This window comes from Streptomyces sp. NPDC005492, assembly GCF_040605995.1.
Lineage (GTDB): Bacteria > Actinomycetota > Actinomycetes > Streptomycetales > Streptomycetaceae > Streptomyces.
Genome location: NZ_JBEXDX010000001.1, coordinates 553,357 through 578,139, shown reverse-complemented (window position 1 = coordinate 578,139; position 24,783 = coordinate 553,357). Strand labels below are relative to the sequence as shown.

19 protein-coding genes are annotated in these 24,783 nt (G+C 70.9%); 11 read left to right on the top strand and 8 right to left on the bottom strand.

The genetic code is table 11. From position 1 onward, the window contains the following. Positions 1–14: 14 nt before the first annotated feature. The 3 genes from ABZT04_RS02675 to ABZT04_RS02665 form a co-directional block, all read right to left on the bottom strand. Complete coding sequence (locus ABZT04_RS02675; RefSeq protein ID WP_356052075.1) at positions 15–1,502, bottom strand: DUF5719 family protein; 1,488 nt, start codon at positions 1,500–1,502, stop codon at positions 15–17. Next, positions 1,499–5,224, bottom strand: a complete 3,726-nt coding sequence (locus ABZT04_RS02670; protein ID WP_356052073.1) for a glycosyltransferase — start codon at positions 5,222–5,224, stop codon at positions 1,499–1,501. The genes ABZT04_RS02675 and ABZT04_RS02670 overlap by 4 nt, the downstream gene beginning before the upstream one ends. 186 nt (positions 5,225–5,410) lie before the next feature. Next, positions 5,411–5,674 (bottom strand): WhiB family transcriptional regulator, encoded by a 264-nt coding sequence (locus ABZT04_RS02665; RefSeq protein ID WP_003975777.1) that lies wholly within the window; start codon positions 5,672–5,674, stop codon positions 5,411–5,413. Between the two features lie 605 nt (positions 5,675–6,279). On the opposite strand from ABZT04_RS02665, the gene ABZT04_RS02660 reads away from it, so the two are divergent. From ABZT04_RS02660 to ABZT04_RS02645, 4 genes are all read left to right on the top strand, one after another. After that, a complete protein-coding gene (locus ABZT04_RS02660) occupies positions 6,280–6,789 on the top strand; it encodes a cysteine dioxygenase family protein (protein ID WP_356052071.1) in 510 nt (169 codons plus the stop codon). A gap of 34 nt (positions 6,790–6,823) precedes the next feature. Continuing rightward, positions 6,824–7,783, top strand: a complete 960-nt coding sequence (gene cofD, locus ABZT04_RS02655) for a 2-phospho-L-lactate transferase (RefSeq protein ID WP_356052068.1) — start codon at positions 6,824–6,826, stop codon at positions 7,781–7,783. After that, positions 7,780–9,096 (top strand): coenzyme F420-0:L-glutamate ligase, encoded by a 1,317-nt coding sequence (locus tag ABZT04_RS02650; protein WP_356052066.1) that lies wholly within the window; start codon positions 7,780–7,782, stop codon positions 9,094–9,096. The genes cofD and ABZT04_RS02650 overlap by 4 nt, the downstream gene beginning before the upstream one ends. 69 nt (positions 9,097–9,165) lie before the next feature. After that, positions 9,166–10,167: a DNA-3-methyladenine glycosylase 2 family protein gene (locus ABZT04_RS02645; protein ID WP_356052064.1), complete on the top strand. Its 1,002-nt coding sequence runs from the start codon at positions 9,166–9,168 to the stop codon at positions 10,165–10,167. Between the two features lie 59 nt (positions 10,168–10,226). On the opposite strand, the gene ABZT04_RS02640 is transcribed toward ABZT04_RS02645, so the two are convergent. After that, on the bottom strand, positions 10,227–10,934 hold the full coding sequence (locus tag ABZT04_RS02640) for an NAD(P)H-binding protein (RefSeq protein ID WP_356052062.1): 708 nt from the start codon (positions 10,932–10,934) through the stop codon (positions 10,227–10,229). A 118-nt stretch (positions 10,935–11,052) separates the two neighbouring features. Between ABZT04_RS02640 and ABZT04_RS02635 the strand changes: the two genes are divergently transcribed. Continuing rightward, on the top strand, positions 11,053–11,769 hold the full coding sequence (locus tag ABZT04_RS02635; RefSeq protein ID WP_356052060.1) for a TetR/AcrR family transcriptional regulator: 717 nt from the start codon (positions 11,053–11,055) through the stop codon (positions 11,767–11,769). Between the two features lie 47 nt (positions 11,770–11,816). On the opposite strand, the gene ABZT04_RS02630 is transcribed toward ABZT04_RS02635, so the two are convergent. Both ABZT04_RS02630 and ABZT04_RS02625 read right to left on the bottom strand, forming a co-directional pair. Next, positions 11,817–12,899: an NDP-sugar synthase gene (locus ABZT04_RS02630; RefSeq protein ID WP_356052058.1), complete on the bottom strand. Its 1,083-nt coding sequence runs from the start codon at positions 12,897–12,899 to the stop codon at positions 11,817–11,819. A 108-nt stretch (positions 12,900–13,007) separates the two neighbouring features. Beyond that, a complete protein-coding gene (locus ABZT04_RS02625; RefSeq protein ID WP_356052056.1) occupies positions 13,008–14,366 on the bottom strand; it encodes an N-acetylmuramoyl-L-alanine amidase in 1,359 nt (452 codons plus the stop codon). A gap of 138 nt (positions 14,367–14,504) precedes the next feature. Between ABZT04_RS02625 and ABZT04_RS02620 the strand changes: the two genes are divergently transcribed. The 4 genes from ABZT04_RS02620 (at position 14,505) to ABZT04_RS02605 (ending at position 20,190) form a co-directional block, all read left to right on the top strand. Continuing rightward, positions 14,505–15,242: a TIGR03089 family protein gene (locus tag ABZT04_RS02620; protein ID WP_356052054.1), complete on the top strand. Its 738-nt coding sequence runs from the start codon at positions 14,505–14,507 to the stop codon at positions 15,240–15,242. Positions 15,243–15,365: 123 nt separating this feature from the next. Next, the gene (locus ABZT04_RS02615) at positions 15,366–16,568 is read left to right on the top strand and encodes an LCP family protein (protein ID WP_356052052.1); all 1,203 of its coding nucleotides are present in this window, start codon (positions 15,366–15,368) and stop codon (positions 16,566–16,568) included. A 207-nt stretch (positions 16,569–16,775) separates the two neighbouring features. Further along, complete coding sequence (locus ABZT04_RS02610) at positions 16,776–18,500, top strand: LCP family protein (protein ID WP_356052050.1); 1,725 nt, start codon at positions 16,776–16,778, stop codon at positions 18,498–18,500. Between the two features lie 130 nt (positions 18,501–18,630). After that, positions 18,631–20,190 (top strand): LCP family protein, encoded by a 1,560-nt coding sequence (locus tag ABZT04_RS02605; protein ID WP_356052047.1) that lies wholly within the window; start codon positions 18,631–18,633, stop codon positions 20,188–20,190. Positions 20,191–20,218: 28 nt separating this feature from the next. On the opposite strand, the gene ABZT04_RS02600 is transcribed toward ABZT04_RS02605, so the two are convergent. Further along, entirely contained in the window at positions 20,219–21,253 is a 1,035-nt protein-coding gene (locus ABZT04_RS02600) for a glycosyltransferase family 2 protein (protein WP_356052045.1), read from the bottom strand. Positions 21,254–21,469: 216 nt separating this feature from the next. Between ABZT04_RS02600 and ABZT04_RS02595 the strand changes: the two genes are divergently transcribed. Beyond that, positions 21,470–22,819 (top strand): LCP family protein, encoded by a 1,350-nt coding sequence (locus ABZT04_RS02595; protein WP_356052139.1) that lies wholly within the window; start codon positions 21,470–21,472, stop codon positions 22,817–22,819. Positions 22,820–22,834: 15 nt separating this feature from the next. On the opposite strand, the gene ABZT04_RS02590 is transcribed toward ABZT04_RS02595, so the two are convergent. Then, positions 22,835–23,386 carry an acyl-CoA thioesterase gene (locus tag ABZT04_RS02590; RefSeq protein WP_355908632.1) on the bottom strand — a complete coding sequence of 184 codons (552 nt, stop codon included), beginning with the start codon at positions 23,384–23,386 and terminating at the stop codon, positions 22,835–22,837. A 92-nt stretch (positions 23,387–23,478) separates the two neighbouring features. Between ABZT04_RS02590 and ABZT04_RS02585 the strand changes: the two genes are divergently transcribed. Beyond that, positions 23,479–24,777 (top strand): LCP family protein, encoded by a 1,299-nt coding sequence (locus ABZT04_RS02585; RefSeq protein ID WP_356052043.1) that lies wholly within the window; start codon positions 23,479–23,481, stop codon positions 24,775–24,777. The last annotated feature ends 6 nt before the right edge of the window (positions 24,778–24,783 follow it).

The window sequence follows — 24,783 nt, the reverse complement described above, 5'->3', positions numbered from 1 at the left end:
GTGCACCATCACCGCTACTTCTGGAGCACCGACAGATCCTCGTCCGCCTGCGGCACCGACACCATCCCCCGGTCGTCGGGCAGCGTCTGGATCGTGAAGCCCGGTACGCCCTCCTCGGTCGCCGACAGGGTGCGGGACGCGTACACCGGGCCGCCCGACTGGGGTTCGACCGTGAGGGCGTAGGTGCCCTTCAGGCCGCTGGGGACCGGGAGTTCGACGTCCTCGGTCGTGCCGGCCTTGATGGTGTACGTCTTCGAGACCGGCGTCCCGCCGCCGCTGCCCGCGGACGCGGTGACCTTGACCGTCGCGGTGCGGGTGGGCGCGACCAGGGACAGCGTGGAGCCCTTGCCGCTGTTGTCGGCGGACGTCGCGCGCGCGCCGACCGGGCCGGCGGCGGGGATGAACGCCGTCTCCTGCTTGCTGCCCTTGCCCCGGACGACCTTCAGCGCGGCGACGACCGGCACGGACTGGTCGGTCGGTGTCAGGACCAGGGAGCCCGGGTCGCCGCGTGTGACGTCGCCCAGGTCGACGGCGGTCGTCATGCCCGCCTTCACGTGCACGGTCTCGTGGCCGGCCGGCGTGATCATCCCCGTGGGCGAGGACAGTCGCACCTTCAGGTCGGCGTCCGAGTCGCCCGGCGTGAAGGCGATCAGCCGCACCGAGGTGGCGTCCTTCGGGATGCCCGGCAGGACCAGGCTGCCGGCCGGGTCGGTGGACGCGGCCAGCCAGTCGCCGCCGAGCTTGGCGTCGAGGGCCTGCACGGAGGCACCGACCCGGCCGCTGCGCACGGTCACGTGCACGGTCAGGTCGGTCTCCTTGTCGTCGGTGAGCGTGGACAGCAGGATCGGCTCACTGGCGTGCGGCTCCACGGTGATGCCCTCGCCCACGGTCGACTTGAGGTCGCCGTCCTTGCCGTAGAGCTCGATGTCGACGACGGCGGCGGAGTCGTCCGGGTTGGTGAGGTGCACGTAGTCGGTGCGGTCGGCGGAGGTGCTGGCGCCCGGGAACCAGAACTCGGTGTCCGGAGCGGTGCAGTTGACGCCCTGGAGGCCGCGTCCGGTGCCCGCGGCGACCTCGGTGGTCTCCTGGACGGTCCAGCCCGGCGCGTACTTGCCCTCGGCGGTGCCGAGCAGCGCGGGCGCGTCGGCGCCGGAGCTGTCGCCGGTGGCCGGGGTGCCGGGGTCCTTGGGTTCCAGGACGGGCTTGGCGGGCTTCTTCTTGCTGCTCGTGCCGTCACCCGACTCCTCGCCCGCGGACTGGAGTTCGGCCTTGCCGCTGCTGTCCGTGCCCGTGGTGACGGGCGTGAAGGACGTGTACGAGGTGTCGGCGAGGTCGGAGGTACTGGGTGCCGGGCAGAGCAGGCTGGTGCGCTCCACGGGCAGCTCCGCGGCCGCCTTGGCGGTGCCGGCGCCGGTCGCGGCCGGTGCGTTCATCTCCGCGAATCCGGTGACGGCGGCGAGCGCGGTCACGCCGACGAGGAAGGACAGGGTGGTGCGGTTCACTGCTGGCTCCCGTCGGGGCGCTCATTGCCGTGCGGTTGCTGCTGCTGGGCCGGGTCGTACGTCGGGTCGTAGGCGGGGTCGTAGTTCGGGTCGTAGCCCTGGTTCTGCGCCTGGTTCTGGTCGTAGCCCTGGTCGTACGTCGGGTCGTAGGCCGGTGCCGGGGGCTGGCCTCCGTAGGCGTACGGGTCGTACTGCTGGCCGCCCTGGTAGGGGTCCGCCTGGTACGACTGGTCGTAAGTGCCCGCCGGGTACTGCTGGTCGGCCTGGTACTGGTCGCCGCCGTAGGTGCCGTACTCGGCGCCCGCGTAGCTCGCGGCATCCCACTCGCCGTAGGACTGCTGCTGCGGGATCGCGGCGACCGCCTCCTCCTCCGGAGGAGGTGTGGTGTTCGAGGCGAAGGCGTCGAACTGACCGGTGTCCGCGGACTCGTCGGTCTCGGTGGCGGACTCGGCCTCCGCCTGGGCGCGCAGGCGGCGGGCCCTGCGGCCCTCGCCGGCGACCGCCTGGGCCGGGATCAGCTCCTCCTCGGGGAGGTCGTCGTCGACGTCACGGCGGCGGCCCGGCAGGGCGAGCACGACGAGGACGAGAGCGAGTGCGCCCTGCGTCCACAGCCAGGCGGTGTGCCCGATCGGGTCGTCGTAGGTGACGTCCAACTTGCCGCCGGAGGCGGGGAGTTGGAAGCCCTGGGCCCAGCCGTCGACCGTGGTGCGGGTGAGCGGCTTGCCGTCCAGGGTGGCTGTCCAGCCCGCGGCGGCGGAGTCGGCGAGGCGCAGCACGCGGCCGGTGGCGCCGGACGGGATCGTGGTGTGGATGTCGACGGGTCCGGCGGCGACGGACTTCGGGGCGGCGCTGCCGGCGACGATGGCCGCGCGGGAGACCTGTGCGTCCACCCGCCACAGGGCGCTGCCGTCGGCCTGGCTGAGGCGGCTGAGGCCGGGGGTGGCGTCCAGGACGCGGCTGACCTCGCGGGGCGCGCCCTTGTGGACGAGGACGTAGCGCACGGCGAAGCCGCCGAGTTCGTCGGCCTGGTCGGCGCCGGAGCCGGCGACGAGGTTGGCGACGACCTTGTCGAGCTTGGTGTTCTCGCCGTCCGTCGCGGCGAACTCGCCGTCGCCCATGCGGGCGCCGGAGCCGCGCACCAGCATGTAGCCGACGCGGGCGGCGGAGTCGCTGTCGAGGACGAGGGTGCGGGCCTGGTCCTGGGTGCCGCTCTCCTCGGCGACGAAGGCGGGGACCTGGGTCGGGTCGCGGCGCTCCAGGGGGCCGTCGGCACCGCGGATCATCCAGCCGGCGGCGACGAGCAGCGGGCCCGCTGCCGAGGCGAAGGCGATCAGCACGGCCACCGGCTGGCGCCAGCCGAAACTCTGCTCGGCGACACGCGCGCGTGCCCCGTCCGCGCCGAGCGCGGCGGCGGCGAGGAGGGCGAGGCCGTAGACGAGGGTGGCGGGGCCGGCCCAGGTGGAGCTGTTGGACAGGGCGGCGAAGACGAGGCCGACCAGGGCGACGCCCCAGGCGGTCCAGATGCCGAAGTTGCGCTCGCTGCGCAGCAGGGCGGCCAGCGCCGCCAGCACGATGCCGATGAGCATCAGGCCGCTGACCGTGCCGGGGCCGCCCGGGCTGGCGCCGAGCAGGTCGAGGGCGGACGCGGACCCGGAGCCGTACTCCAGACCGGCCTGCTGGAAGAAGCCGAACGGGAGCAGCGTCAGCGACCAGGGCGCCAGGATCAGCAGCGGGGTGCCGAACTGGGCCAGGAAACGCAGGCCGTAGGCGGTGATGTCGCCCCTGCGGACGGCCAGCAGGGCGATGCCGAGGATCAGCGCGATGGGCCAGATGATCGGCGTGAAGGCGGTGGTGACCGTCAGGAGCAGGGCGTAGGCCCAGGTGGCTCGCCAGCTTCCTCGGGCGCCCGAGGAGTGCGTGAGGCCGCTGGCGGCGATGCCCGCGCGGGCGATCAGCGGGAGCAGCACGGCGAGTACGGCGGTGCCGATGCGGCCGCCCGCGAGGGCGCCGGTGGCGGCGGGCAGGAAGGCGTAGACAACGGCCGCCCACGCGCGCAGGAGGCGCGATTCGACGAGCGGTCGGGAGGCGAAGTAGGCGGTGAAGCCGGCCAGCGGCACCGAGGCGACCAGCAGGACCGTGACCGCGAAGCCGGTGGAGCCGAAGAGCAGCGAGGAGAGCATCGCGACGAGCGCGAGGTACGGCGGCGCGGACGGGGTGCCGCCGACGCCGACCGGGTGCCAGGAGTCCAGGAAACGGGCCCAGAGCTCGCTGGAGTCGCCGGGCGCCGGCAGCATCGCGCCGCCGGTGAGCGCACCGCCGCCGAGCAGGCCGCGGCAGGCGACGAGGGAGACGAACAGCAGCACCAGGAACAGCACCGGGCCGGGCTTGCGGGCGATGCGCTTCACGCGCGCGAACTGCTCGATCTCCAGGAAGTCCGCGTCGTCGCCACCGGGTCCGGACTCGACCGCGCCGCCGTGCCGGCCGGCCCCGGAGGTGATCTCGGGGTCGGAGGTGTCGACGAAGCTGGCGGCGGCCTGCTCGAAGGTGGCCCGCAGGGTCGCTCCGGGCGGCGGGAAGAGCGGCCGCAGCTCCGCCTTGTCGATCTGCGGGGTGCCGCGCCTGCGCCGCCCGGCGATGATCCGCTCGGGGCGCAGCAGGGTCCCCAGGAGGCCGCGGATCTCGTCGAGGGCCTGTCCGGGGACCTTGCCGACGAGATAGGCGAGGGTGCGCAGCACGGTGCCGACGACGACCCTGACGAAGACCCAGGGCAGCACGCCCGTACGGCTGTTGACGAGCAGGGTGTAGACGGCGCCGGCCTTGTCGACCTTGTGCGGGGAGGCGACGGTGCGGCCCGCGCAGTCGACGGCACGGCGCTCGCGCGAGGCCGCCTCGGCATGCCGTACGACCGCCTCGGGGGCGACCAGGACGCGATGGCCGGCGGCGGTGGCGCGCCAGCACAGGTCGACGTCGTCGCGCATCAGGGGCAGCCGGCGGTCGAAGCCGCCGAGTTCGTCGAAGACGTCGCGTCGGACGAGCATGCCGGCGGTGGAGACGGAGAGCACGGGCCGTACGTGGTCGTGCTGGCCCTGGTCCTGTTCGCGGCGGTCGAGGCCGGTCCAGCGGCGGCCGGAGTGGGCGATGGTGACGCCGACCTCCAGGAGCTGCCGGCGGTCGTACCAGCCGCGCAGCTTGGGGCCTACGACGGCCACGTCCTCGCGGCCCAGTTCGTACTCCTGGTCGACGACCCGCAGCAGTTGCGCCAGGGCGTCCGGTTCCGGGGCGGAGTCGTCGTGCAGCAGCCACAGCCACTGGACGGGCTCGCCGTGCGGGAGTTCCGGCATGTCGTAGGCGTCGTCGCGCCACGTGCGCGTGACGGGGTCCCAGCCGCTGGGGCGCTTCAGATACGGCAGTTCGTCCGGGGTCAGCAGGGGCGCGGTGCGGTTGGCCTCCTCGACGGCCTGGCCGAAGCCGGTGCGCCGGGCGAGGTGGAGCACGCGGTCGGCGCCGAGGGCGTCGGTGACGAGCTGGGCGGAGTCGTCCGCGCTGCCGGTGTCGGCGGCCATGACGCTCTGCACGGGGCGCTCCTGGCCGAGCAGCCCGGCGAGCGCGTCGGGCAGCCAGCGGGCGCCGTCGTGGGAGACGAGCACCGCGGTCACCACGTGACGCGGGAACTCAGGAGTGGCAGCGTCGTGTTGGGCTGCCGTGTGGCTGTGCACGGACATCGAGGTACGGGCCCCGGTTCGGTGGACTGCGGTGGACTCCCGCGTCCCGAGGGGACAGCGGTACGTCTCGGACGAGCGCCCACACTATCGGCTGGGCATGGCGACGGCCCGCCGCCTGTGGACAACCCAGTCGCGACGGGCCGTTCAGTACGTCCCGAGGTGTGCCGTCCGGTCCGGACGTCCGGTTCAGACGGCGGCCTTCTTCAGCCGGCGGCGTTCCCGTTCGGACAGGCCGCCCCAGATGCCGAAGCGTTCGTCGTTGGCAAGGGCGTATTCGAGGCACTCGGAGCGGACCTCGCAGGCGAGGCAGACCTTCTTGGCCTCGCGGGTGGAGCCGCCCTTCTCGGGAAAGAAGGACTCGGGGTCGGTCTGGGCGCACAGCGCGCGCTCCTGCCAGCCGAGTTCCTCGTCCGCGTCGTCGACCAGCAGTTGCTGCACCAGCTCGGTCATGTGCGCCCCTCGTCTGTCTTTCGCGTCCCCGTGGTGTGGCCGTTACCGATGTCGGCTGAACGACACGAGTGAAATTACAAGTGTGCTGCTCCGGGCGAGTCAAGCTGAGATCTGCTATTGGGCCCCTTATTCACTCTGCGGAACCAAGGCCTAGCGGAAAGTGTTCAAATCGGCATAAACCTTGACAGGCAGAGGAGACCCTCGTGGGCCTCCTACCCCGGGACGGAGCCTGTACGGGGGAGGACGCGCAGGAGTTCGATCTCGTTCCACCGGGGTTTGTGCGCCCGGTTGTGCGCCATGTGTCCCGGTAGGCTCCTGAACAAACCTTTCATCTCCGAGATGAACCGGATGAGGTGAAACATGTCCACATGGCGAGCGTCGAGTTGACAGTGCGGGTGTGAACCGCTGTCCTTGTGGGCATGCTCGCGAACTCGGCACTCACCTCGACCCGCTCTGCCGGGTCCCTCGGTGCTGCCCACGCTCGCTGTAGCTGTTGTTGCTGTTCCGGCTGTTGAGCCCCCCGCGCTCCGGCCCCACCAGCCTGTCTGTTTGGTGACACCCAGCCCCCGCCGTTACTTCTTACGCCGAGGAACCACCGCACCCCCATGAACAGCGACAGCGACCTTCAGATCGCCGGCGACATCCTCGAAGTCCCGCACCTCCTCCAGGCCCCGCGCGAACACCCGGCCACCGTCGCCGAGTTCGTCGGCCTGGCACATTCCGTCGCCGCCGACCGCGCCCAGTGGGAACACCTCGTCGAGTACGACGCGACGACCCGCTGGTACCACCGGCTGCGCACCGGACCCGGCTACGAGGTGTGGCTGCTGTCCTGGGTGCCCGGACAGGGCAGCGGACTCCACGACCACGGCCGCTCCTCCGGAGTGCTGACCGTCCTGGACGGCACCCTGACCGAGCGCACCGAGCAGGGCACGAGCGCGCTGGGGGCGGGCGCGCAGCGGGTGTTCGCGCCGGGGTACGTCCACGAGGTCGTCAACGACACCTTCGAACCGGCCATAAGCCTGCACGTCTACTTCCCCGGCCTCACCGAGATGCCGATGCACACCGCGTGCGCGAGGCGCACCGGGGCGGAACCCGTGGATGCCGTGACTGCCTGACGCGTTGTCGTACCCGCCTGCAAGACTTGGCCCCATGCGCATTGTGGTTCTGGCAGGCGGTATCGGTGGTGCCCGGTTCCTGCGCGGTCTCAAGCAGGCCGTGCCGGACGCGGACATCACGGTGATCGGCAACACGGGGGACGACATCCACCTCTTCGGGCTGAAGGTCTGTCCGGACCTCGACACGGTGATGTACACGCTCGGCGGCGGCATCAACGAGGAGCAGGGCTGGGGTCGGGCCGACGAGACCTTCCACCTCAAGGAGGAGCTCGGGGCGTACGGGGTCGGGCCGGAGTGGTTCGGGCTCGGCGACCGGGACTTCGCCACGCACATCGTGCGGACCCAGATGATCGGTGCCGGCTTCCCGCTGAGCGCGGTGACCGAGGCGCTGTGCGACCGGTGGCAGCCCGGGGTGCGGCTCATCCCCATGACGGACGACCGCGTCGAGACCCATGTCGCCGTCGAGGTCGACGGCGAGCGCAAGGTGATCCACTTCCAGGAGTACTGGGTACGGCTGCGCGCGGCGGTCGCCGCCGAGGCGGTCGTGCCGGTCGGGGCCGAGCAGGCCAAGCCCGCGCCCGGCGTCCTGGAGGCGATCGCGGAGGCGGACGTCATCCTCTTCCCGCCGTCCAACCCGGTCGTCTCCGTCGGCACCATCCTCGCCGTGCCCGGAATCCGTGAGGCGATCGCGGACGCCGGAGTGCCGGTGGTCGGCCTCTCCCCCATCGTCGGGGACGCGCCCGTGCGCGGGATGGCCGACAAGGTACTCGCGGCGGTGGGCGTGGAGTCCACGGCCACGGCGGTGGCCGAGCACTACGGCTCGGGGCTGCTCGACGGCTGGCTCGTCGACACCGTGGACGCGGCCGCCGTAGCGGATGTCGAGGCGGCGGGCATCCGCTGCCGGGCCGTACCGCTGATGATGACCGACACCGAGGCGACCGCGCGGATGGCGCGGGAGGCGCTGGCGTTGGCGGAGGAGGTGCGGGCGGCATGAGCGAAGTGCCATCGGCGGAGGGTTACCGGGTCTGGGCGGTGCCCGGGATGCCGGAGGTCGCGGCGGGCGACGACCTCGCCAAGCTGATCGCCGCGGCCGAGCCCGGGCTCGTCGACGGGGATGTGCTGCTGGTCACCTCGAAGATCGTGTCCAAGGCGGAGGGGCGGATCGTCGAGGCGGCCGACCGGGAGGCCGCGATCGACGCCGAGACGGTGCGGGTCGTGGCGCGGCGCGGTGCCCTGCGGATCGTGGAGAACCGGCAGGGGCTGATCATGGCCGCCGCCGGCGTCGACGCCTCCAACACCCCTGCCGGGACTGTGCTGTTGCTGCCCGAGGACCCGGACGCGTCCGCACGGGTGATCCGCGACGGGCTGCGGGACGCGCTCGGCGTCACCATCGGCGTCGTCGTCACCGACACCTTCGGGCGGCCCTGGCGCACGGGGCTCACGGACGTCGCGATCGGCGCCGCCGGGGTGCGTGTGCTGGACGATCTGCGCGGGGGCACGGACGCGTACGGCAACCCGCTCAGCGCGACGGTCGTGGCCACGGCCGACGAACTCGCCGCCGCCGGTGACCTGGTCAAGGGCAAGGCCGCCGGGCTGCCGGTCGCCGTGGTGCGCGGGCTGCCGCACGTCGTGACCGCCGAGGACGAGGGTCCCGGCGCTCGGGCCGTGGTGCGCGGCGGCCGCGACGACATGTTCCGGCTCGGGACGTCGGAGGCGGTACGGGAGGCGGTGACCCAGCGCCGTACGGTACGGGCCTTCACCGACGAGCCGGTCGACCCCGGTGCCGTACGACGGGCCGTGGCCGCGGCGGTGACCGCGCCGGCGCCGCATCACACGACGCCGTGGCGGTTCGTGCTGCTGGAGTCCGCGGCCTCGCGGGCCGCGCTGCTGGACGCGATGCGGGACGCGTGGATCGCGGATCTGCGGCGGGACGGGAAGAGCGAGGAGTCCATCGCGAAGCGGGTGCGGCGCGGGGACGTGCTGCGCGCGGCGCCGTATCTCGTCGTGCCGTGTCTCGTCATGGACGGATCGCACACATACGGGGACGCGCGGCGGGACGGGGCCGAGCGGGAGATGTTCGTGGTGGCCGCGGGGGCCGGCGTGCAGAACTTCCTGGTGGCGCTGGCCGGCGAACGGCTGGGGTCGGCCTGGGTGTCGTCGACGATGTTCTGCCGGGACGTCGTGCGGGAGGTGCTGGGACTGCCGGCGGGGTGGGATCCGATGGGGGCGGTGGCGGTGGGGCACGCGGCGGAGGAACCGCGGGCTCGGGGGGAGCGGGATGCGGGAGCGTTCATCGAGATCCGGTGAGATTCGATGACCATTCCTCGGGTGCGCCTACCCTCGTAGGACTTCTCCGGCTTCCCTAGGACCTCATTCGTGTCAGGACGTTTCGCTCAGCGGCCCACCCGTACGACTGTGCGGGGCGGGCATGTCGTGGTGCCCGGGGGTGTGCCTCGGCAGGTCGCGGAGGCCGGGCGGGTGCGGACCTGGGTGCCGGACGGGGTGCTTGATCTCGGGCTGGTGCTCGGGCCGTTGCGGCGGGGGCCCGGGGATCCCACGTTCCGGGCGGACGCGGACGGGTCCGTGTGGCGGGCCAGTCTCACGCCGGCGGGGCCGGGGACGCTACGGGTGTCCGCTCGCGGGGGTGAGGTGCGGGGGGAGGCCTGGGGGCCGGGCGCGGAGTGGCTGTTGGAGCGGTTGCCGGAGTTGCTCGGCGCCGCGGACGATCCTTCCGCGTTCGTGCCTCGGCATCGGCTGGTGGCGGTGGCTCAACATCGGCGGCCGGGGCTGCGGTTGACGCGTACCGGGCTGGTGCTGGAGTCGTTGATCCCGTCCGTGCTGGAGCAGAAGGTGACGACCGACGAGGCGTATCGGGCCTGGCGGTTGCTGGTAAGGAAGTTCGGGTCGCCGGCGCCGGGGCCCGTCGGCGGCCGGATGTTCGTGATGCCGGCGCCGCGTGCGTGGGCGTTGATTCCGTCCTGGGAGTGGCACCGGGCCGGGGTCGACGACAAGCGGGCCTCGACGATTCTGCGTGCGGTACGGGTCGCCGCGCGGCTGGAGCAGGCGGTGTTCATGTCGGCGGAGGATGCGCGGGCTCGGTTGGAGGTGGTGCCGGGGGTGGGGGTGTGGACGTCCGCGGAGACCGTACAGCGGAGTCATGGGGCGGCGGATGCGGTGACCGTGGGGGATCTGCATCTGCCGGGGATCGTGGGGTGGGCGTTGGCCGGGGATCGGGACGCGGACGACGCGGTGATGTTGTCGCTGCTGGAGCCGTATGCGGGGCAGCGGCATCGAGCGGCTCGGTTGATCCTGCTGAGCGGGAGGACTCCTGCGCGACGGGCGCCGAAGATGCCACGCGGGGACATCGGGAAGTTGTGAGCCGGCGGGGCTCCGCCCCCGGACCCCAGCTCTGTGCCACCCACCACCCGACTCGGTTTTCAGTAGCCGATCGTGAAGCGCCGCTGCACGGAACGAGGCAGCTCCGCCTCGTCGATCAAGGCGACCGCCGCGTCCTCGGCCGAGATGCGGCTCCGGCCGTCGGCGTCCAGTACCGGCTGGTCGCCGCCGACTCGGAAGCGCCCGGTGCGCTCGCCGGGGGCGATCTCCTCCGCGGGGCTGAAATAGGTCCACAGCCGGTTGGAGGTCCGCAGGACATCGAGGGCCGCCCGGTGGCCGCGTATCGCCGCGGTGTATTCGCGAGGCAGTCCCAGCCGGTCGAGGGTCGGGTGCAACAGGTCGTCGGAGTCGGCGCGCACCACTCCCGGTTCGGTCTCCAGACTGCCGGCTCCGCCGATCACGATGAGCCGGGTGCGCGGCCGGCTCTCGAGCGCCTTCAACAGGGCTCGCGCGGCCCTCTCGTAGACGGTCGGGTCGGCGATCGAGCGCCGCACGGTGTCCCCGAGGTCCTTGGCCGCGTTGCCCGGCTGGAATCCGCTGATCAGCACGTCGAGGCCGGGCAGGGCGACGGCGATGCTCGCCGGGTCGAGGACGTCGACACTCGCCCAGGTGATGCCGTCCCGGCGCTCGTCCCGTTGCGCCGGGGCGGCGTCCCGGCTGAACGCCCTGACCTGGTGGCCCCGGTCGAGGGCCTCGGTGACGACCCGGCTGCCGATGGTCCCGGTGGCTCCGATGACTCCGATGTGCATGGTTCTCCCCTGTTGCATGCGGACGCGTGGCACGAAGGCGAGGTAACGCCGTGCGAAAACTATACGCCGTGAAGTTACCGCACGGGTGTAATTAAATTGACGCTGTAAAGTGCTCGCTGTGACAGTCACGGGCAGCAGAGGACGGCGCGAGCGCCTAAGGGTCGAGACCACGGCCGAGATCAAGAGCGTGGCGCTTGCTCTGATGGCCTCGGGCGGGCCGGACGCCATCACCCTGCGGGCCATCGCCCGCGAGATGGGCATGACGGCGAACGCCATCTACGGCTACTTCGCTACCCGGGACGACCTGGTCACCGTCCTCGTCAACGACGTGTACACCGCCCTGGCCGACGCCGTGGACACCGCCTGGGCGGCCACCACCGACGCGGATCCCGCCGTCCGCATCGAGGCATGGGCCAATGCCTTCCGGCGCTGGGCGCTGGTGAACCCCCAGGGCTTCCGGCTCATCTACGGCGATCCCGTGCCCGGCTACCAGGCGCCCGAAGGAGGCCCCGCCCCGGACGCCGCGCGCCGGGTCTGCACCGGACTCACCGCACTCGCGGCAGCCGCCTGGCCCCACGCGCGGCACCGCTACGAGGACAGCGCCTTCGACTGGTCCGACTTCGACCCCGGGCTCCTCGACAAGGTGCGCCCCGCCTTCCCCGACCTGCCGCCCGCGGCCGTCGCCCTCGCGCTGCGCATCTGGGGGCACCTGCACGGCCTAGTGTCACTGGAGGTCTACGGCCATCTGCGCACCCAGACGATCAGCCCGGAGAAGCTCTTCGGGGAGGAACTCGCCCAGCTCGTACGGACATTGGGCATCCCGCGTCGGCACTGAGCGCCCGGACCGGCCACCCGAAACGCCGACGCGCTTCGCCCACTCCCCTACTGATCCGAAGAAAACCGCACAGCCCCCGCCGGAATCCGCGCATCGCACCACACCCGCATACCGTCCCGGAGTTCGTTGTCGGCGCCGATGATCGCGCCGTCGCCGATGACCGTGCCGGTGAGGATGGAGCGTTCGCCTACTCGGGCTCGGGTGCCGATGAGGGAGTCGGTGATGACGGCGCCGGGTTCGATGACGGCGCCGGGGAGGATCGTCGAGCCGGAGACGCGGGCGCCCTCCGCCACGGACGCGCCCTCGCCCACCACCGTGCCGCCCGTCAGCTTGGCGTCGGGGGCGACGCGGGCCGTGGGGAGGACCAGGCGGTCGCCGCAGCGGCCGGGGATCGCGGGGGACGGGGCGCGGCCCAGGACCAGGTCCGCCGAGCCGCGGACGAAGGCCGCGGGGGTGCCGAGGTCCAGCCAGTACGTCGAGTCCACCAGGCCCTGGAGGTGGGCGCCGGCAGCCAGGAGCCCTGGGAACGTTTCGCGTTCTACCGAGACCGGGCGGCCTGCCGGGATCGTGTCGATGATCGAGCGGCGGAAGACGTACGCCCCCGCGTTGATCTGGTCGGTGACGATCTCCTCGGGGGTCTGGGGCTTCTCCAGGAAGGCCAGGACGCGGCCCGTGTCGTCGGTGGGGACGAGGCCGTAGGCGCGGGGGTCCGTCACCTTCGTGAGGTGGAGGGAGACGTCCGCGCCCGTCGTCTCGTGGGTATCCACCAGCGCCCTGATGTTCAGGCCCGTGAGGATGTCGCCGTTGAAGATCAGGACCGGGTCCTCGGGGCCCGAGTGCAGGCGCGAGGCCACGTTGCGGATCGCGCCGCCCGTGCCGAGGGGCTCGTCCTCCGTGACGTACTCGATGTGGAGGCCGAGGGACGAGCCGTCGCCGAAGTACGGTTCGAACACGTCCGCCAGATAGGAAGTGGCCAGGACGATGTGGTCCACGCCCGCCGCTCTCGCTCTCGCCAACTGATGCGTGAGGAACGGCACCCCCGCCGCCCTGACCATCGGCTTCGGGGTGTGCACCGTGAGCGGGCGCAGCCGGGTGCCCTTGCCGCCGACCAGAAGGATCGCTTCTGTCACCTGTCGTCTCTGCTTCCTGCCGGGACCGGCCGAACTGACTGTTCAATTTCGGCCGGCCAGTGTATGCAGACCGTGCACGTGTCCCGCGGATCCTCCCCCGGCTCCCTGTCAGCGACCCTGGTACCGGGCCGACGTGGAGCGGGCCGAGCCGAGTTTGCCGTAGAGCTGCCGTCCTGGGCAGTCCGTGGCGTATCCGTCCCGATGTCCGGAGATCACGTTGAGTCGTACGTTCTTCCCTTTTCGGTAGAGATTGCCACCCCCGGACTTCAGGTATGTCTTGCCGCGCGGATTGGCTCCGTAGAGTCCGAGCTTCCATGCGGTGAGCCGGGCGATGGCCTTCACTGCCGCCGAGGACGGTTTGGCGCTGCCGAAGGTTCCGAGGACGGCGATCCCCATGCTGTTGGTGTTGAAACCGAGAGTGTGGGCGCCCAGGACCGCCTTGGCCACTCCCCCGGCGCGGCCCTCGTAGATGGTTCCGCACTTGTCGACGAGGAAGTTGTAGCCGATGTCGCGCCAGCCGCTGCTCCTGACGTGGTAGCGGTAGATACCGCGAATGACGGAAGGCGCTTGCGAGCAGCGGTAGTTGTTGCCGGTGGCGGTGTGGTGCACGAAGGCCGCCTTGACCTTCTTCGTGTACACGAAGCCCTTCTCCCGCAGCTTCTCGTCGGCGCCCCAGCCGCGCCGGGTGACGATACGCGGGCGCGGGCCGATGTACGGCTGCGCCTTGAAGCGCAGGGCGACCAGTTCGCGTTCCGTGGCCCGCCTGCTCAGTGCCGGGACCTCGGTGGCGCCCAGCGGGACCAGGTCGGTGTTGGCCGCCGACGCTTCGACCGTCTCCTCGGTGAGCGGTGCGGCGGCGCCGTCGGTGGCCGCCCGGGCACCTGCGGGCGGGGGGTCCGCGCCCGGGTCGACGAGTTCGAGGTGCAGGCCTGCGGGCAGAGCCGCCTCATTCCCTACGGCCCGTGTCGTGCCCGTGTCCGCTCGTACGCGTACGTCCACTCCATCCGAGTCGCCCACCCACAGCGGTGCCGTGGAGCCGTGGACGTGGCCCGAGTCGCGCTCGGCGGTGCCGGGGTCGGCGCCGTGGTCCTCGTTGTGGGTGTCGACGTCCTGCCAGCCGGACCACTTGCCGGTGCCGGTGGCGCGGGTGCGGACCTGGACGCGGCCGCGGAGCGCGGTGTCCGGGTCGTCCCAGATCACGCCGACGAGGGAGAAGCGGTGGACGTCGTCGCGGGTGAGGCCCTGTTCGGGGGCCGCACCCAGGGTGCGGTCGCGGGTTCGGGGGACGAGGGGCAGCGACTGGGTGCTGCCGGGGAGGTCCGGTGCGACGGTCATCGACGCGGATCGCGCGCCGTTCGCCGACGGCGCCGCCGGCGCCACCGGTGCCGCGACGGCGGGCAGGGAGAGCGGGAGGGCCAGTGCGGCGGCGCAGGTGACGCCGATCGAGGAAGCAAGGAATCCACGCATGCCCCTGACTCTGGACATAGTCATACATATCTGTCCATCCGGGAATTGACGGACCGTCGGCTCCCGTTCGTCCGAACCGGTGGTCCGGCGCCGGGTGCGGGGACGGGCCGCGCCGGGCGCCCGCGTACGCTTGCGCGGATGAACGCCACCGATCGCACCCCTGCCGACCTGCTGCGTTCCGCGCTCGCCGCGGATCCCGGCCGCCCCCTGGTGACCTTCTACGACGACGCCACGGGGGAACGGGTCGAATTGTCCGTGGCCACCTTCGCCAATTGGGTGGCCAAGACCGCGAACCTGCTCCAGGGGGACCTCGGCGCGGGACCCGGCGACCGGGTCGCGTTGCTGCTTCCCGCGCACTGGCAGACGGCGGTGTGGCTGCTGGCGTGTTCGTCCGTGGGGGCCGTCGCCGACATGGGAGGCGATGCGGCTTCGGCGGACGTGGTCGTGAGTGGGCCCGAGTCGCTGGAGGCGGCGCGGGCCTGCGGCGGGGAGCGGGTCGCTCTTGCCCTGCGGCCGCTCGGAGGGCGGTTTCCGCAGACTCCGGCCGGGTTCGTCGACTACGCGGTGGAGGTGCCGAGCCAGGGGGACCGGTTCGTGGCGTTCTCGCCGGTCGATCCCGAGGAGCCGGCGCTGATCGTGGCGGAGGCGGAGTTCACGGGGGCGGAGGTCGTCGAACGGGCTCGGGTCGACGGGGACGCGGGGGCCCGGGTGCTGTCGGGGCTGTCGTACGACACGTGGGAGGGGTTGTGCGCGGGGTTGTACGGGCCGCTCGCCACCGGGGGGTCCGTGGTCCTGTGCCGGAATGCGGGGCAGTTGAGCGAGGACGCGTTGGCCAAGCGGGTCGAGAGTGAGCGGGTGAGTGTTACGCGCCGCTGAGGCGGAGCCGAACGCCGACACTGCCCCGCGCCCCTCGGCCGGGCCCACTCACCCGAGTGGAGTAGCACCAGCCGCCTCCCCACCCCATCCACGCCATGGTCGTAGAAGGAGTGGAACCCGGCCGTGAGGGGTGGACCGCACGTGTTCGACGACACCGCAGGAGGCGTTCTCGGGCCGGGCGCGGGGGCCTCCGCGTCCGGGCCGGGGCTCATACGTCGGCGGCGTCGGCGGTGGCTGCGATGGTCGGCGGCCGGGGTAGGGGCGCTCGTCGTGGCGGCGGCCGGGGGTGCGTGGGCCGTGTACGCGAAGCTCGACTCGAACATCACGCCGGACGACGCCGCCGCCGCGGAATTGGCCCGCTACGACAAGGAGCGGCCGACCTCGCTGGTGAAGGGGGCGCAGAACATTCTGCTGATCGGGTCCGACTCCCGGTCGGGGGACGGGAACGCGGAGTACGGGCGGGACTCGGGGACCGAGCGGTCGGACACGACGATCCTGCTGCATCTGGCGGCCGACCGGCGCAGCGCCACCGCCGTGTCGCTGCCGAGGGACCTGATGGTGGATGTGCCGGAGTGTCTGCGGACGGACGGCACGCGGACCGAGCCGATGTTCTCGATGTTCAACTACGCGTTCCAGGTGGGGGGTTCGGGGTGCACGATCCGAACTGTCGAGAAACTGACGGGAGTTCGGATCGACCATCACATGGTGGTGGACTTCCACGGGTTCAAGGACATGGTGGATGCCGTGGACGGGGTGCAGGTGTGCCTCAAGGAGCCCATTCGCGACAAGGCCGCCAAACTGAAGCTGCCGGCGGGGCGGGTGACCCTCGACGGGGAGCAGGCGCTCGGGTACGTACGGGCGCGGAAGTCGCTGGGCAACGGCAGTGACACCGATCGGATGGACCGTCAGCAGGGGTTTCTGGGCGCGCTGGTCAACAAGGTGCGGAGCGATGACGTGCTGTTCAATCCGGCGAAGTTGTATCCGGTGCTGGACGCGGCCACCTCGTCGCTGACGACCGATCCGGATCTGGCGAATCTGCGCGGGCTGTACGAACTGGTGCGCGGCTTGCGGAACATCCCTACCGAACATGTGCAATTCCTCACCGTTCCACGGGAGTCGTACATCTACAACGCGAATCGCGACCAGCTCGTGGAGCCCGAGGCCGAAAAGCTGTTCGCCCGACTGCGGGAGGACGCGCCGGTCGCGGTGACGCGGGAAGTTCCACCGGATTACGGCACAAACACCCGTAATACGACGTCCGGTTCGGGGGCCACGCCCGCGCCGACGTTCCACGGGAACACCGCCGCCGAGGACACCTGCGGGTGAAGCGCGCACCAAGTCGACGAACTTCTGTTCCGAAAAATAGGACGGATTGACCGGTTGTAGGGACGTGCAATTTGTCACCGCAGTCACTTCACGCTCAACTGGCCGGATAGTGTGAGCGATCCGGTGTGCTTGCGCACCGGATGAACGAGACCCGAGCGCCTGGAGGGGGAAGGCGCCGCGTGGCCCCGACGGAGGATTCGGTAAACCGTGGACGCGCAAGGCCGTGGGCGGGCGGACAACATCGACCCCGCAGACCAGTGGGTACTCAATCCGAACACTGGCGAATACGAACTGCGACTGACTCCTTCCACACCGCAGTCAGCGGTGCCGGGGCCCCGTAGACCCACCGCGTACAACCGCAGTGTGGCGCCGGGGCGGGAGACGACACCCCGGATCCCGGAGCCGGAGGTTCCGGGGCCGCGCAGACGGCGGGGCGCGCCCGAGGAGCCGCCCGGGCGGCGCGGGCGCCGGCCGGTGAAGAAGAAGGCCAAGGGCAAGAAGGTCCTGATGTGGACCGGGGGCGGGCTGGCCTTCACGCTGGTCGCCGTGGCCGGATGCGGCTACCTGTACATCAAGCACCTCAACGACAACATCACGGCCGTCTCCGACGACGGCGCCAGCACCGGTGGCTTCAGCAAGGGCAAGGCCATCAACCTGCTGGTGATCGGCACCGACAAGCGCACCGGCGCGGGCAACGAGGGCTACGGCGACGCCGGCAGCGTCGGCCACGCGGACACCACGATCCTGCTGCACGTGTCCAAGGACCGCTCGAACGCGACCGCGCTCAGCATCCCCCGTGACCTGATCACCGACGTCCCGGACTGCCAGACGGCCCAGTCGGACGGCACGTCCAAGGTCATCCCGGGCACGACGAGCGTCCGCTTCAACACCAGCCTCGGCCAGGACGGCCGTACCGCAAGCTGCACCGTGCGGACGGTCACCGAGCTGACCGGGATCCAGGCCGACGACTTCATGGTGGCCGACTTCAACGCCGTGAAGACGCTGACCGACGCGGTCGGCGGGGTCCAGGTCTGTCTGGCCAAGGACATCGACGACTCGGACTCGCATCTGAAGCTGTCCAAGGGCACGCACAACCTCTCGGGCGAGCAGGCGCTGGCCTTCGTGCGGACCCGGCACTCGGTGGGCTTCGGCGGTGACCTGAGCCGGATCACGCTCCAACAGCAGTTCCTCAGCGCGCTGATGCGGAAGCTGAAGTCCAACTCCACGCTCACCAGCCCCTCGAAGATGCTGAAGCTGGCCGAGGCCGGCACCAAGGCGCTGACCGTCGACGACAACCTCGACTCCATCGGCAAGCTGAAGGACCTCGGTCTCGAGCTGGGCAAGCTCAACCCGAAGAACCTGACCTTCACCACCGTGCCGGTCGTCGACAACCCGGCGGAGAAGACCCCGGTGACCGTCGTCCTCAACAACACGACCGCCCCACAGGTCTTCTCGTTGATCAAGAGCGACACCTCCTTCACCGCGGTCAAGCAGAAGGCCGCCAAGGAGAAGGCCGCAGTCGCCGCCCGGCTCAAGGGCACCAAGTCCGCCGCCTCCGCGGTGCGGGTGCGGATCCTCAATGGAGGGGCCGTCGCCGGCAGCGCACAGGAAACTCTTACGTGGCTGCAGAATGATGAGGGCGTGCTCAAGTCCGAGAACGCGGGCAACGCTCCGGCGGCGCTCGCGAAGACGACCCTCGAGTACGCACCCGACCAGGCGGACCAGGCTCGCAGGCTCGCCGCCATCATGGGCCTCTCGGGGTCCGCGATGAAGCCGGGCAAGAGTGTGGAGAACTCCCAGGGGCTGCCGGCGATGACGCTGACCCTGGGCAAGGACTTCAAGGGAGCCGGCGTCCCGCTCACCTCGACCGCGGGGTCGACGCCCGCCGGCGTCCAGAAGTCCACCGCGGACAAGGTTGAGTGCGCCAAGTAGGTGACCACACGGGTCCGTTCCGCGTCTAACAGGGCGCGGGGCGGACCCGTGTGTCAGCAGGGCGCGGTGTGGGAGGGGTGGGGACTTGACTCAGAGCGTGCGTGGGGAGGTGCCGGCGGTTGAGGACACGATGTCGCTCACGCCGGCCGACGGGAAGAGACCGCCGGGCGATGCGGAGGGCAGACGCAAGGGCCGCAGACGCCGGGCTTTGCGCTGGTCGGCGATCGTCCTCGCGGTGGTCATAACCGGGACGGCCGGCGCCGGATACCTGTACTACGAGCACCTCAACCACAACATCAAGAAAGACCCCCTGAACATCGGGGACGAGAAGGACAGGGCGGCCGAGTCCAAGGCCAACGCGGCCGGGCAGAAGCCGTTGAACATCCTGCTGATCGGTTCGGACGCGCGGGACTCCGCGGAGAACCAGAAGCTCGGCGGCGCGAAGGACACCTTCAACACAGCGCCCCGGGCCGACGTACAGATGCTGCTGCACGTCTCGGCGGACCGCACCAACATGTCGGTGGTGAGCATGCCGCGCGACACCCTGACGGACATCCCCAAGTGCACGGACCCGGACACCGGCAAGACGTACGCGGCCGAGACGGACGTCATCACGAACGACTCGCTGGGCCGCGGCGGCCCCGGCTGCACGGTGGCGACCTGGGAGAAGCTGACCGACATCCACATCGACCACTTCATGATGGTCGATTTCGCGGGTGTGGTGTCGATGGCGGACGCGATCGGCGGGGTGCCGGTCTGTGTGGACGCCAACATCTACTCGCACACCTCCTCCGGCAAGGGCTCCGGCCTGAAGCTGAAGAAGGGCACGACGTCGGTGAAGGGCAAGCAGGCCCTGCAGTGGCTGCGTACGCGCTACGGCTTCGAGGACGACACGGACATCGCCCGGACCAAGGCGCAGCACCAGTACATGAACTCGATGGTCCGCCAGCTGCGCGAGAACGCCACGCTGAGCAATCCGACCAGGCTGCGCAGCCTCGCCGAGACGGCCACCAAGGCGCTCACGGTCGACAATGGTCTCGGGACCGTGGCCAAGCTCTACGACCTGAGCAAGGAACTGAAGAAGGTCCCGACCAGCCGCATCACCATGACGACGATGCCGTGGCAGTACTCGGCGACCAGCAGCGGCCGGGTGGTTCCCAAGCCGACCGACGCGGCGAAGCTGTTCCGGCTGGTCCGCGAGGACATCGCGCTGGACGGCAAGGACAAGAAGAAGACGACCGCGACGGCCGCGGCGACGGCGTCCACCGATCCGGCCGCCGCCGACGACAAGATCGCCGTACAGGTGGAGAACGGCACCCGCACCGACACGACGGGCGCGGTACGGGGACGGGCGACCGCGGTGGCCGAGCTCCTCGTCGGCAAGGGGTTCAAGGAGGCGGTGGCCGACTCGTCGGCGATCCTGAGCCAGGCCACGACGGTCGTCCGCTATCCGAGCGCCGACCTGGAGGGCGACGCCCAGCGGGTCGCCAAGGCCCTCGGCATCCCGACGAGCGCGGTGAAGAAGTCGACGAGCGTCTCCGGAGTCACCCTGGTCGTCGGCGCGGACTGGAGCACCGGCACGAAGTACAAGGCACCGGCCGAGGACGACACGACCCCGACGTCGGCCGACGCCCTCAACGGCTCGGACACCACGGCCTGCATGCACGTCGACCCGAACTACGTCTGGTAGTCCGGGTCGGCCGCGGAGCGAGCGGTACTCAGCTACTGGTGGGGCTGAGTACCGCGGGTCGCCGGGACGCGATGACGCGCCGGGCAAGGGACTTGGGGCTGGTGAGGAAGCCGTAGCCCCACGACATGTGCATGGTGGCGAGGGCGACCGGGATCTGTAGGCGGGCCTTCAGGGACAGTCCCCTGCCCGCCGGCAGTGAGCCGAGCGCGATCGCCGCGAGGTAGCCGCCGGGGATCAGGAAACCCCAGGGTGTCAGTGCCGCGCCGACCACGATGCCGGCCGCGATCGCGCACACGGCGGTCGGCGGGGCGAGGTAGCGCAGGTTGATGGAGCCCTCGTGGTAGCGGGCGACGACGTGCCGCCAGCGGCCGTAGTCCTTGTACTGCTTGGCCAGCGCCTTCACGCTCGGCCTCGGGCGGTAGGACACCCGCAGTTCGGGCGAGAACCAGATGAGGCCGCCCGCCTCCCGGATGCGGAAGTTCAGCTCCCAGTCCTGGGCGCGGATGAACTCCTCGTTGTAGCCGCCCTGTTGCTCAAGGGCCTCGCGGCGGAACACCCCGAGGTAGACCGTGTCGGCGGGCCCGGCCTCGCCGCCGGTGTGGAAGGCCGCGTTGCCCACGCCGATCTTCGAGGTCATCGCGGCGGCGACCGCGTCCTCCCAGGCGTTCTCGCCCTCGGCGTGCATGATGCCGCCGACGTTCTGCGCGCCGGTCTCCTCCAGGAGCCGTACGGCGGTGGCGATGTAGTTCGGCGAGAGCATGCCGTGGCCGTCGACGCGGACGACGATCGGATGGCGCGAGGCCTTGATCGCGGCATTGAGGGCGGCGGGCGTGCGGCCGGCCGGGTTCGGGACGGTGTGCACGCGCGGGTCTTCCTGGACGAGCTCGGCCGCGATCTCGTCCGTGCGGTCCTTCGAGGGACCGAGGGCGAGCACGACCTCCATCTCGCCGGCGTACTCCTGCGCGAGGATCGCTTGGACGGCTCCGCGCAGATGCCGCTCCTCGTCGAGGACGGGCATGATCACAGATACGGCGGGGAGTCGCACGTCGGGCTTGGCGTTCATAGGGGGCTCACGTTACCGCGAACGGGGGACACCGCCGCGCCCGCCCGGGGCGGCGGCCGTGGTCGCAGATCGTATGGGCCTACGGTGCTCAAGATCCCACGTTCGGCCCTCGCGGAGGTGTCCCCCATGCCCACGCCGCCCCGCCGCTCCCCCACCGCCCGCCCCCCTCAGCACCGCCCACGGCCCCCCGTACGGCCGAAGAAGCCGCGTTGGGCCATGCGGGCGGCGACCACGCTCTCCGTGGTCGTCCTCGCCGCCGCCGGGATCGGGCACGCGGTGGTCACCAGCCTCGACGCGGACATCGCCCGCGTCGACCCCTTCAAGGACATGAAGAACCGGCCGCGAGGGGGCAACGGCATGAACGTCCTGCTCGTCGGCACCGACGGCCGGGACCAGATCACCGAGGCGGAGCGGCACAAGTACCACCTGGGCGGCGCGCCCTGCCACTGCACCGACACGATCATGATCGTGCACATCTCGGAGGACCGGGAGCGGGCCAGCGTGGTCAGCCTGCCGCGCGACTCGTACGCCGAGGTGCCGGGGATGGCGGGCCGTCCCGCGCACCCCATCAAGATCAACGCGGCGTACGCGGAGGGCGGCCCCAACCTCACGGTCCGGACCGTCGAGAACATGACCCACGTGAAGATCGACCACTACCTGGAGGTCGACTTCACCAGCTTCATGCACACGGTCGACGTCCTGGGCGGCGTGAAGATCTGCACCGCCGAACCGCTGAAGGACACGTACACCGGCCTCGACCTGCCGGCCGGCACGCACACGCTGATGGGCGGGCAGGCGTTGCAGTACGTCCGCTCCCGGCACGTCGACGGCGCCTCCGACCTCGGCCGGATGAAACGCCAGCAGCGCTTCCTCGCGGCCCTGATCGACCAGGCGACCTCCTCCGGGGTGCTGCTGAACCCGCTGAAGTTCCGTGACGTGACCCGGGCCGTGCTCGGCTCGGTCCGCGCGGACAAGGGCTTCGGCACCGAGGAACTCCTCGACCTGGGGCGGGCGATGCGCACCTTCTCCCCGTCCTCCTCCGAGTTCACCACGGTGCCGATCGGGCAGATGGGATACGTCGTCAAGGACATCGGTTCCACCCTGAAGTGGGACCAGGCGAAGGCGGCCAAGCTCTTCCAGACCCTGCGCGACGACAAGCCCCTGACCGTGCACCGGGCGCCGCGCGCCAACGCCGTCAAGGTGGTGGACGTGGCCCCGCAGCAGATCCAGGTCCAGGTGGAGAACGGCACGTCGACGGGCGGCCTCGGCAAGCGCGTGGACGCGGCCCTGGCGACGACCGGCTTCCGCACGACACACCTGCCGGTGAGCGCGGCGAACCACTCCGTACGACGGACGGTCGTCGCCTACGACCCGCGCTGGGACCGCTCCGCGAAGTCGCTCGCGGCGGCGCTGCCCGGGAGCGAGCTACGGGCGGTGAAGGGGCAGGGCCCAGTGCTGAAGGTGATCGCCGGAAGCGACTTCAAGCAGGTCGCGCGGGTGCGGGCGACGGATGTGCAGCAGGGGGAGTTCGGGGTGGTGACGGGCGACAAGGTGGGGTGTTCGTAACAGGGCGGGCCCGGATCAGTCGTCCAGGCCCTCCGCCGCCCGCTTCTCGCGCAGCTCCATGATGGCGCGGCGGCGGGACAGCCGGTGGGTGCGGCGGATCTGGGCCTCCTGGTAGCGGCGCTCGTCGCGCTCGGTCTCCGGGATCACCGGCGGCACCGCGCGCGGCTTGCCGTCGGCGTCGACGGCGGCGAAGACGAGGTACGCCGAGCCGACCTGGGTCGCCGGGGTCGACTCGTTCCACCGCTCGGCCAGGACCCGTACGCCGACCTCCATGGAGGTCCGCCCGGTCCAGTTGACCTGGGCCTTCACATGGACGAGGTCGCCGACGCGGACCGGTTCCAGGAACGCCATCTCGTCCATGGACGCGGTGACGGCCGGTCCGCCGCTGTGCCGCCCGGCGACGGCACCCGCCGCGTCGTCGACCAGTTTCATGATCACACCGCCGTGCACCGTGCCCAGAAGGTTCGTGTCGTTGTGGGTCATGATGTGGCTGAGCGTGGTCCGGGAGGCGGACACCGGCTTGCCCGGCAGGTCTGTCATGGACTTCACCTTATGCCGGGCGGACATCTGCGGACTTTGTGTTGGCTTCGCAACAGCAGTGCCCTGATTTTCCTACGACCCTTGTAAAGGACATGGTCGCAACCTGCACACTGGGGCCCATGAACGATTGGCCCGAGGGATGGTCCGGCGACAACCGCGGCGGGAACCAGTACGGACGCGGCAGCGCGAACGCACAGCCGGAGAGCGCACGTGTGATGCGCCAGGTACGACGCGGCCCGCAGGCCCCGCCGTACGGCGCCGGGGTCCCGCCGCAGCCGTCGTACACGGGCGGCCAGGGCTATGACGACGGCCAGAACGGCTACGGCCAGGGCGGCTACGGCAACGGATACGACAGCGGCTACAACACCGGCCAGGTCTACGGCGGTGGCGGGCCCGGCGGACCGGAGGGGCCGGACGACGGCCGGGGTCCCCGGCGCGCGCCCAACTGGCGCCGTCGTATCAAGTGGACCGCGATCACCCTGGTCACCCTGTTCGTCGTGACGTCCGTGGCGACCTACTTCTGGGCCGACTCCAAGCTGAACCGCGACGTCGACCTGTCGAAGGTGATCGACCGGCCTGAGGCGGGCGACGGCACGAACTACCTGATCGTCGGTTCCGACAGCCGCGAGGGGCTGACCGCCGCCGAGAAGAAGAAGCTGCACACCGGCTCGGCCGAGGGCAAGCGCACGGACTCGATGATGATCCTGCACGTGGGCGACAGCGGCGACACCCTGATCTCGCTGCCGCGCGACTCGAACGTCACGATCCCGTCGTACGTGGGCTCCACCTCGGGCAAGACGTACCAGAACACGGGCCGCCAGACGAAGCTCAACGCGGCGTACGCGGAGGACGGGCCGACGCTGCTGGTGCGCACCGTCGAGTACAACATGGGCCTGCACATCGACCACTACGTGGAGATCGGCTTCAACGGCTTCGCGGACATCGTGGACGCGGTCGGCGGGGTCACGATCGACATCGACAAGGGCTTCAAGGACTCCTACTCGGGCGCCGACTTCAAGGCGGGCAAGCAGACGCTGAACGGCGAGGAGGCCCTGGCCTTCGTCCGCACGCGCCACGCGTTCGCCGCCTCCGACCTCCAGCGCACGAAGAACCAGCAGAAGTTCCTGTCGGCCCTGGCCCACCAGGTGGCCACCCCCGGCACCCTCATGAACCCCTTCAAGCTCTACCCGACCCTCGGCGCCGGCCTGGACTCCCTGTCCGTCGACAAGGACATGTCGCTCTGGGACCTGGCGTCGATGTTCTGGGCGATGAAGGGCGTCAGCGGCGGCGACGGCACATCGATGAACATGCCGATCTCGGGCTCCACCGGCGGCAACCTCGTCTGGGACAAGGCGAAGGTCAAGACCCTGGTGAACGAGCTGAACAACGACCAGAAGGTCACGGTCTCGGGCAACTGAGCACCC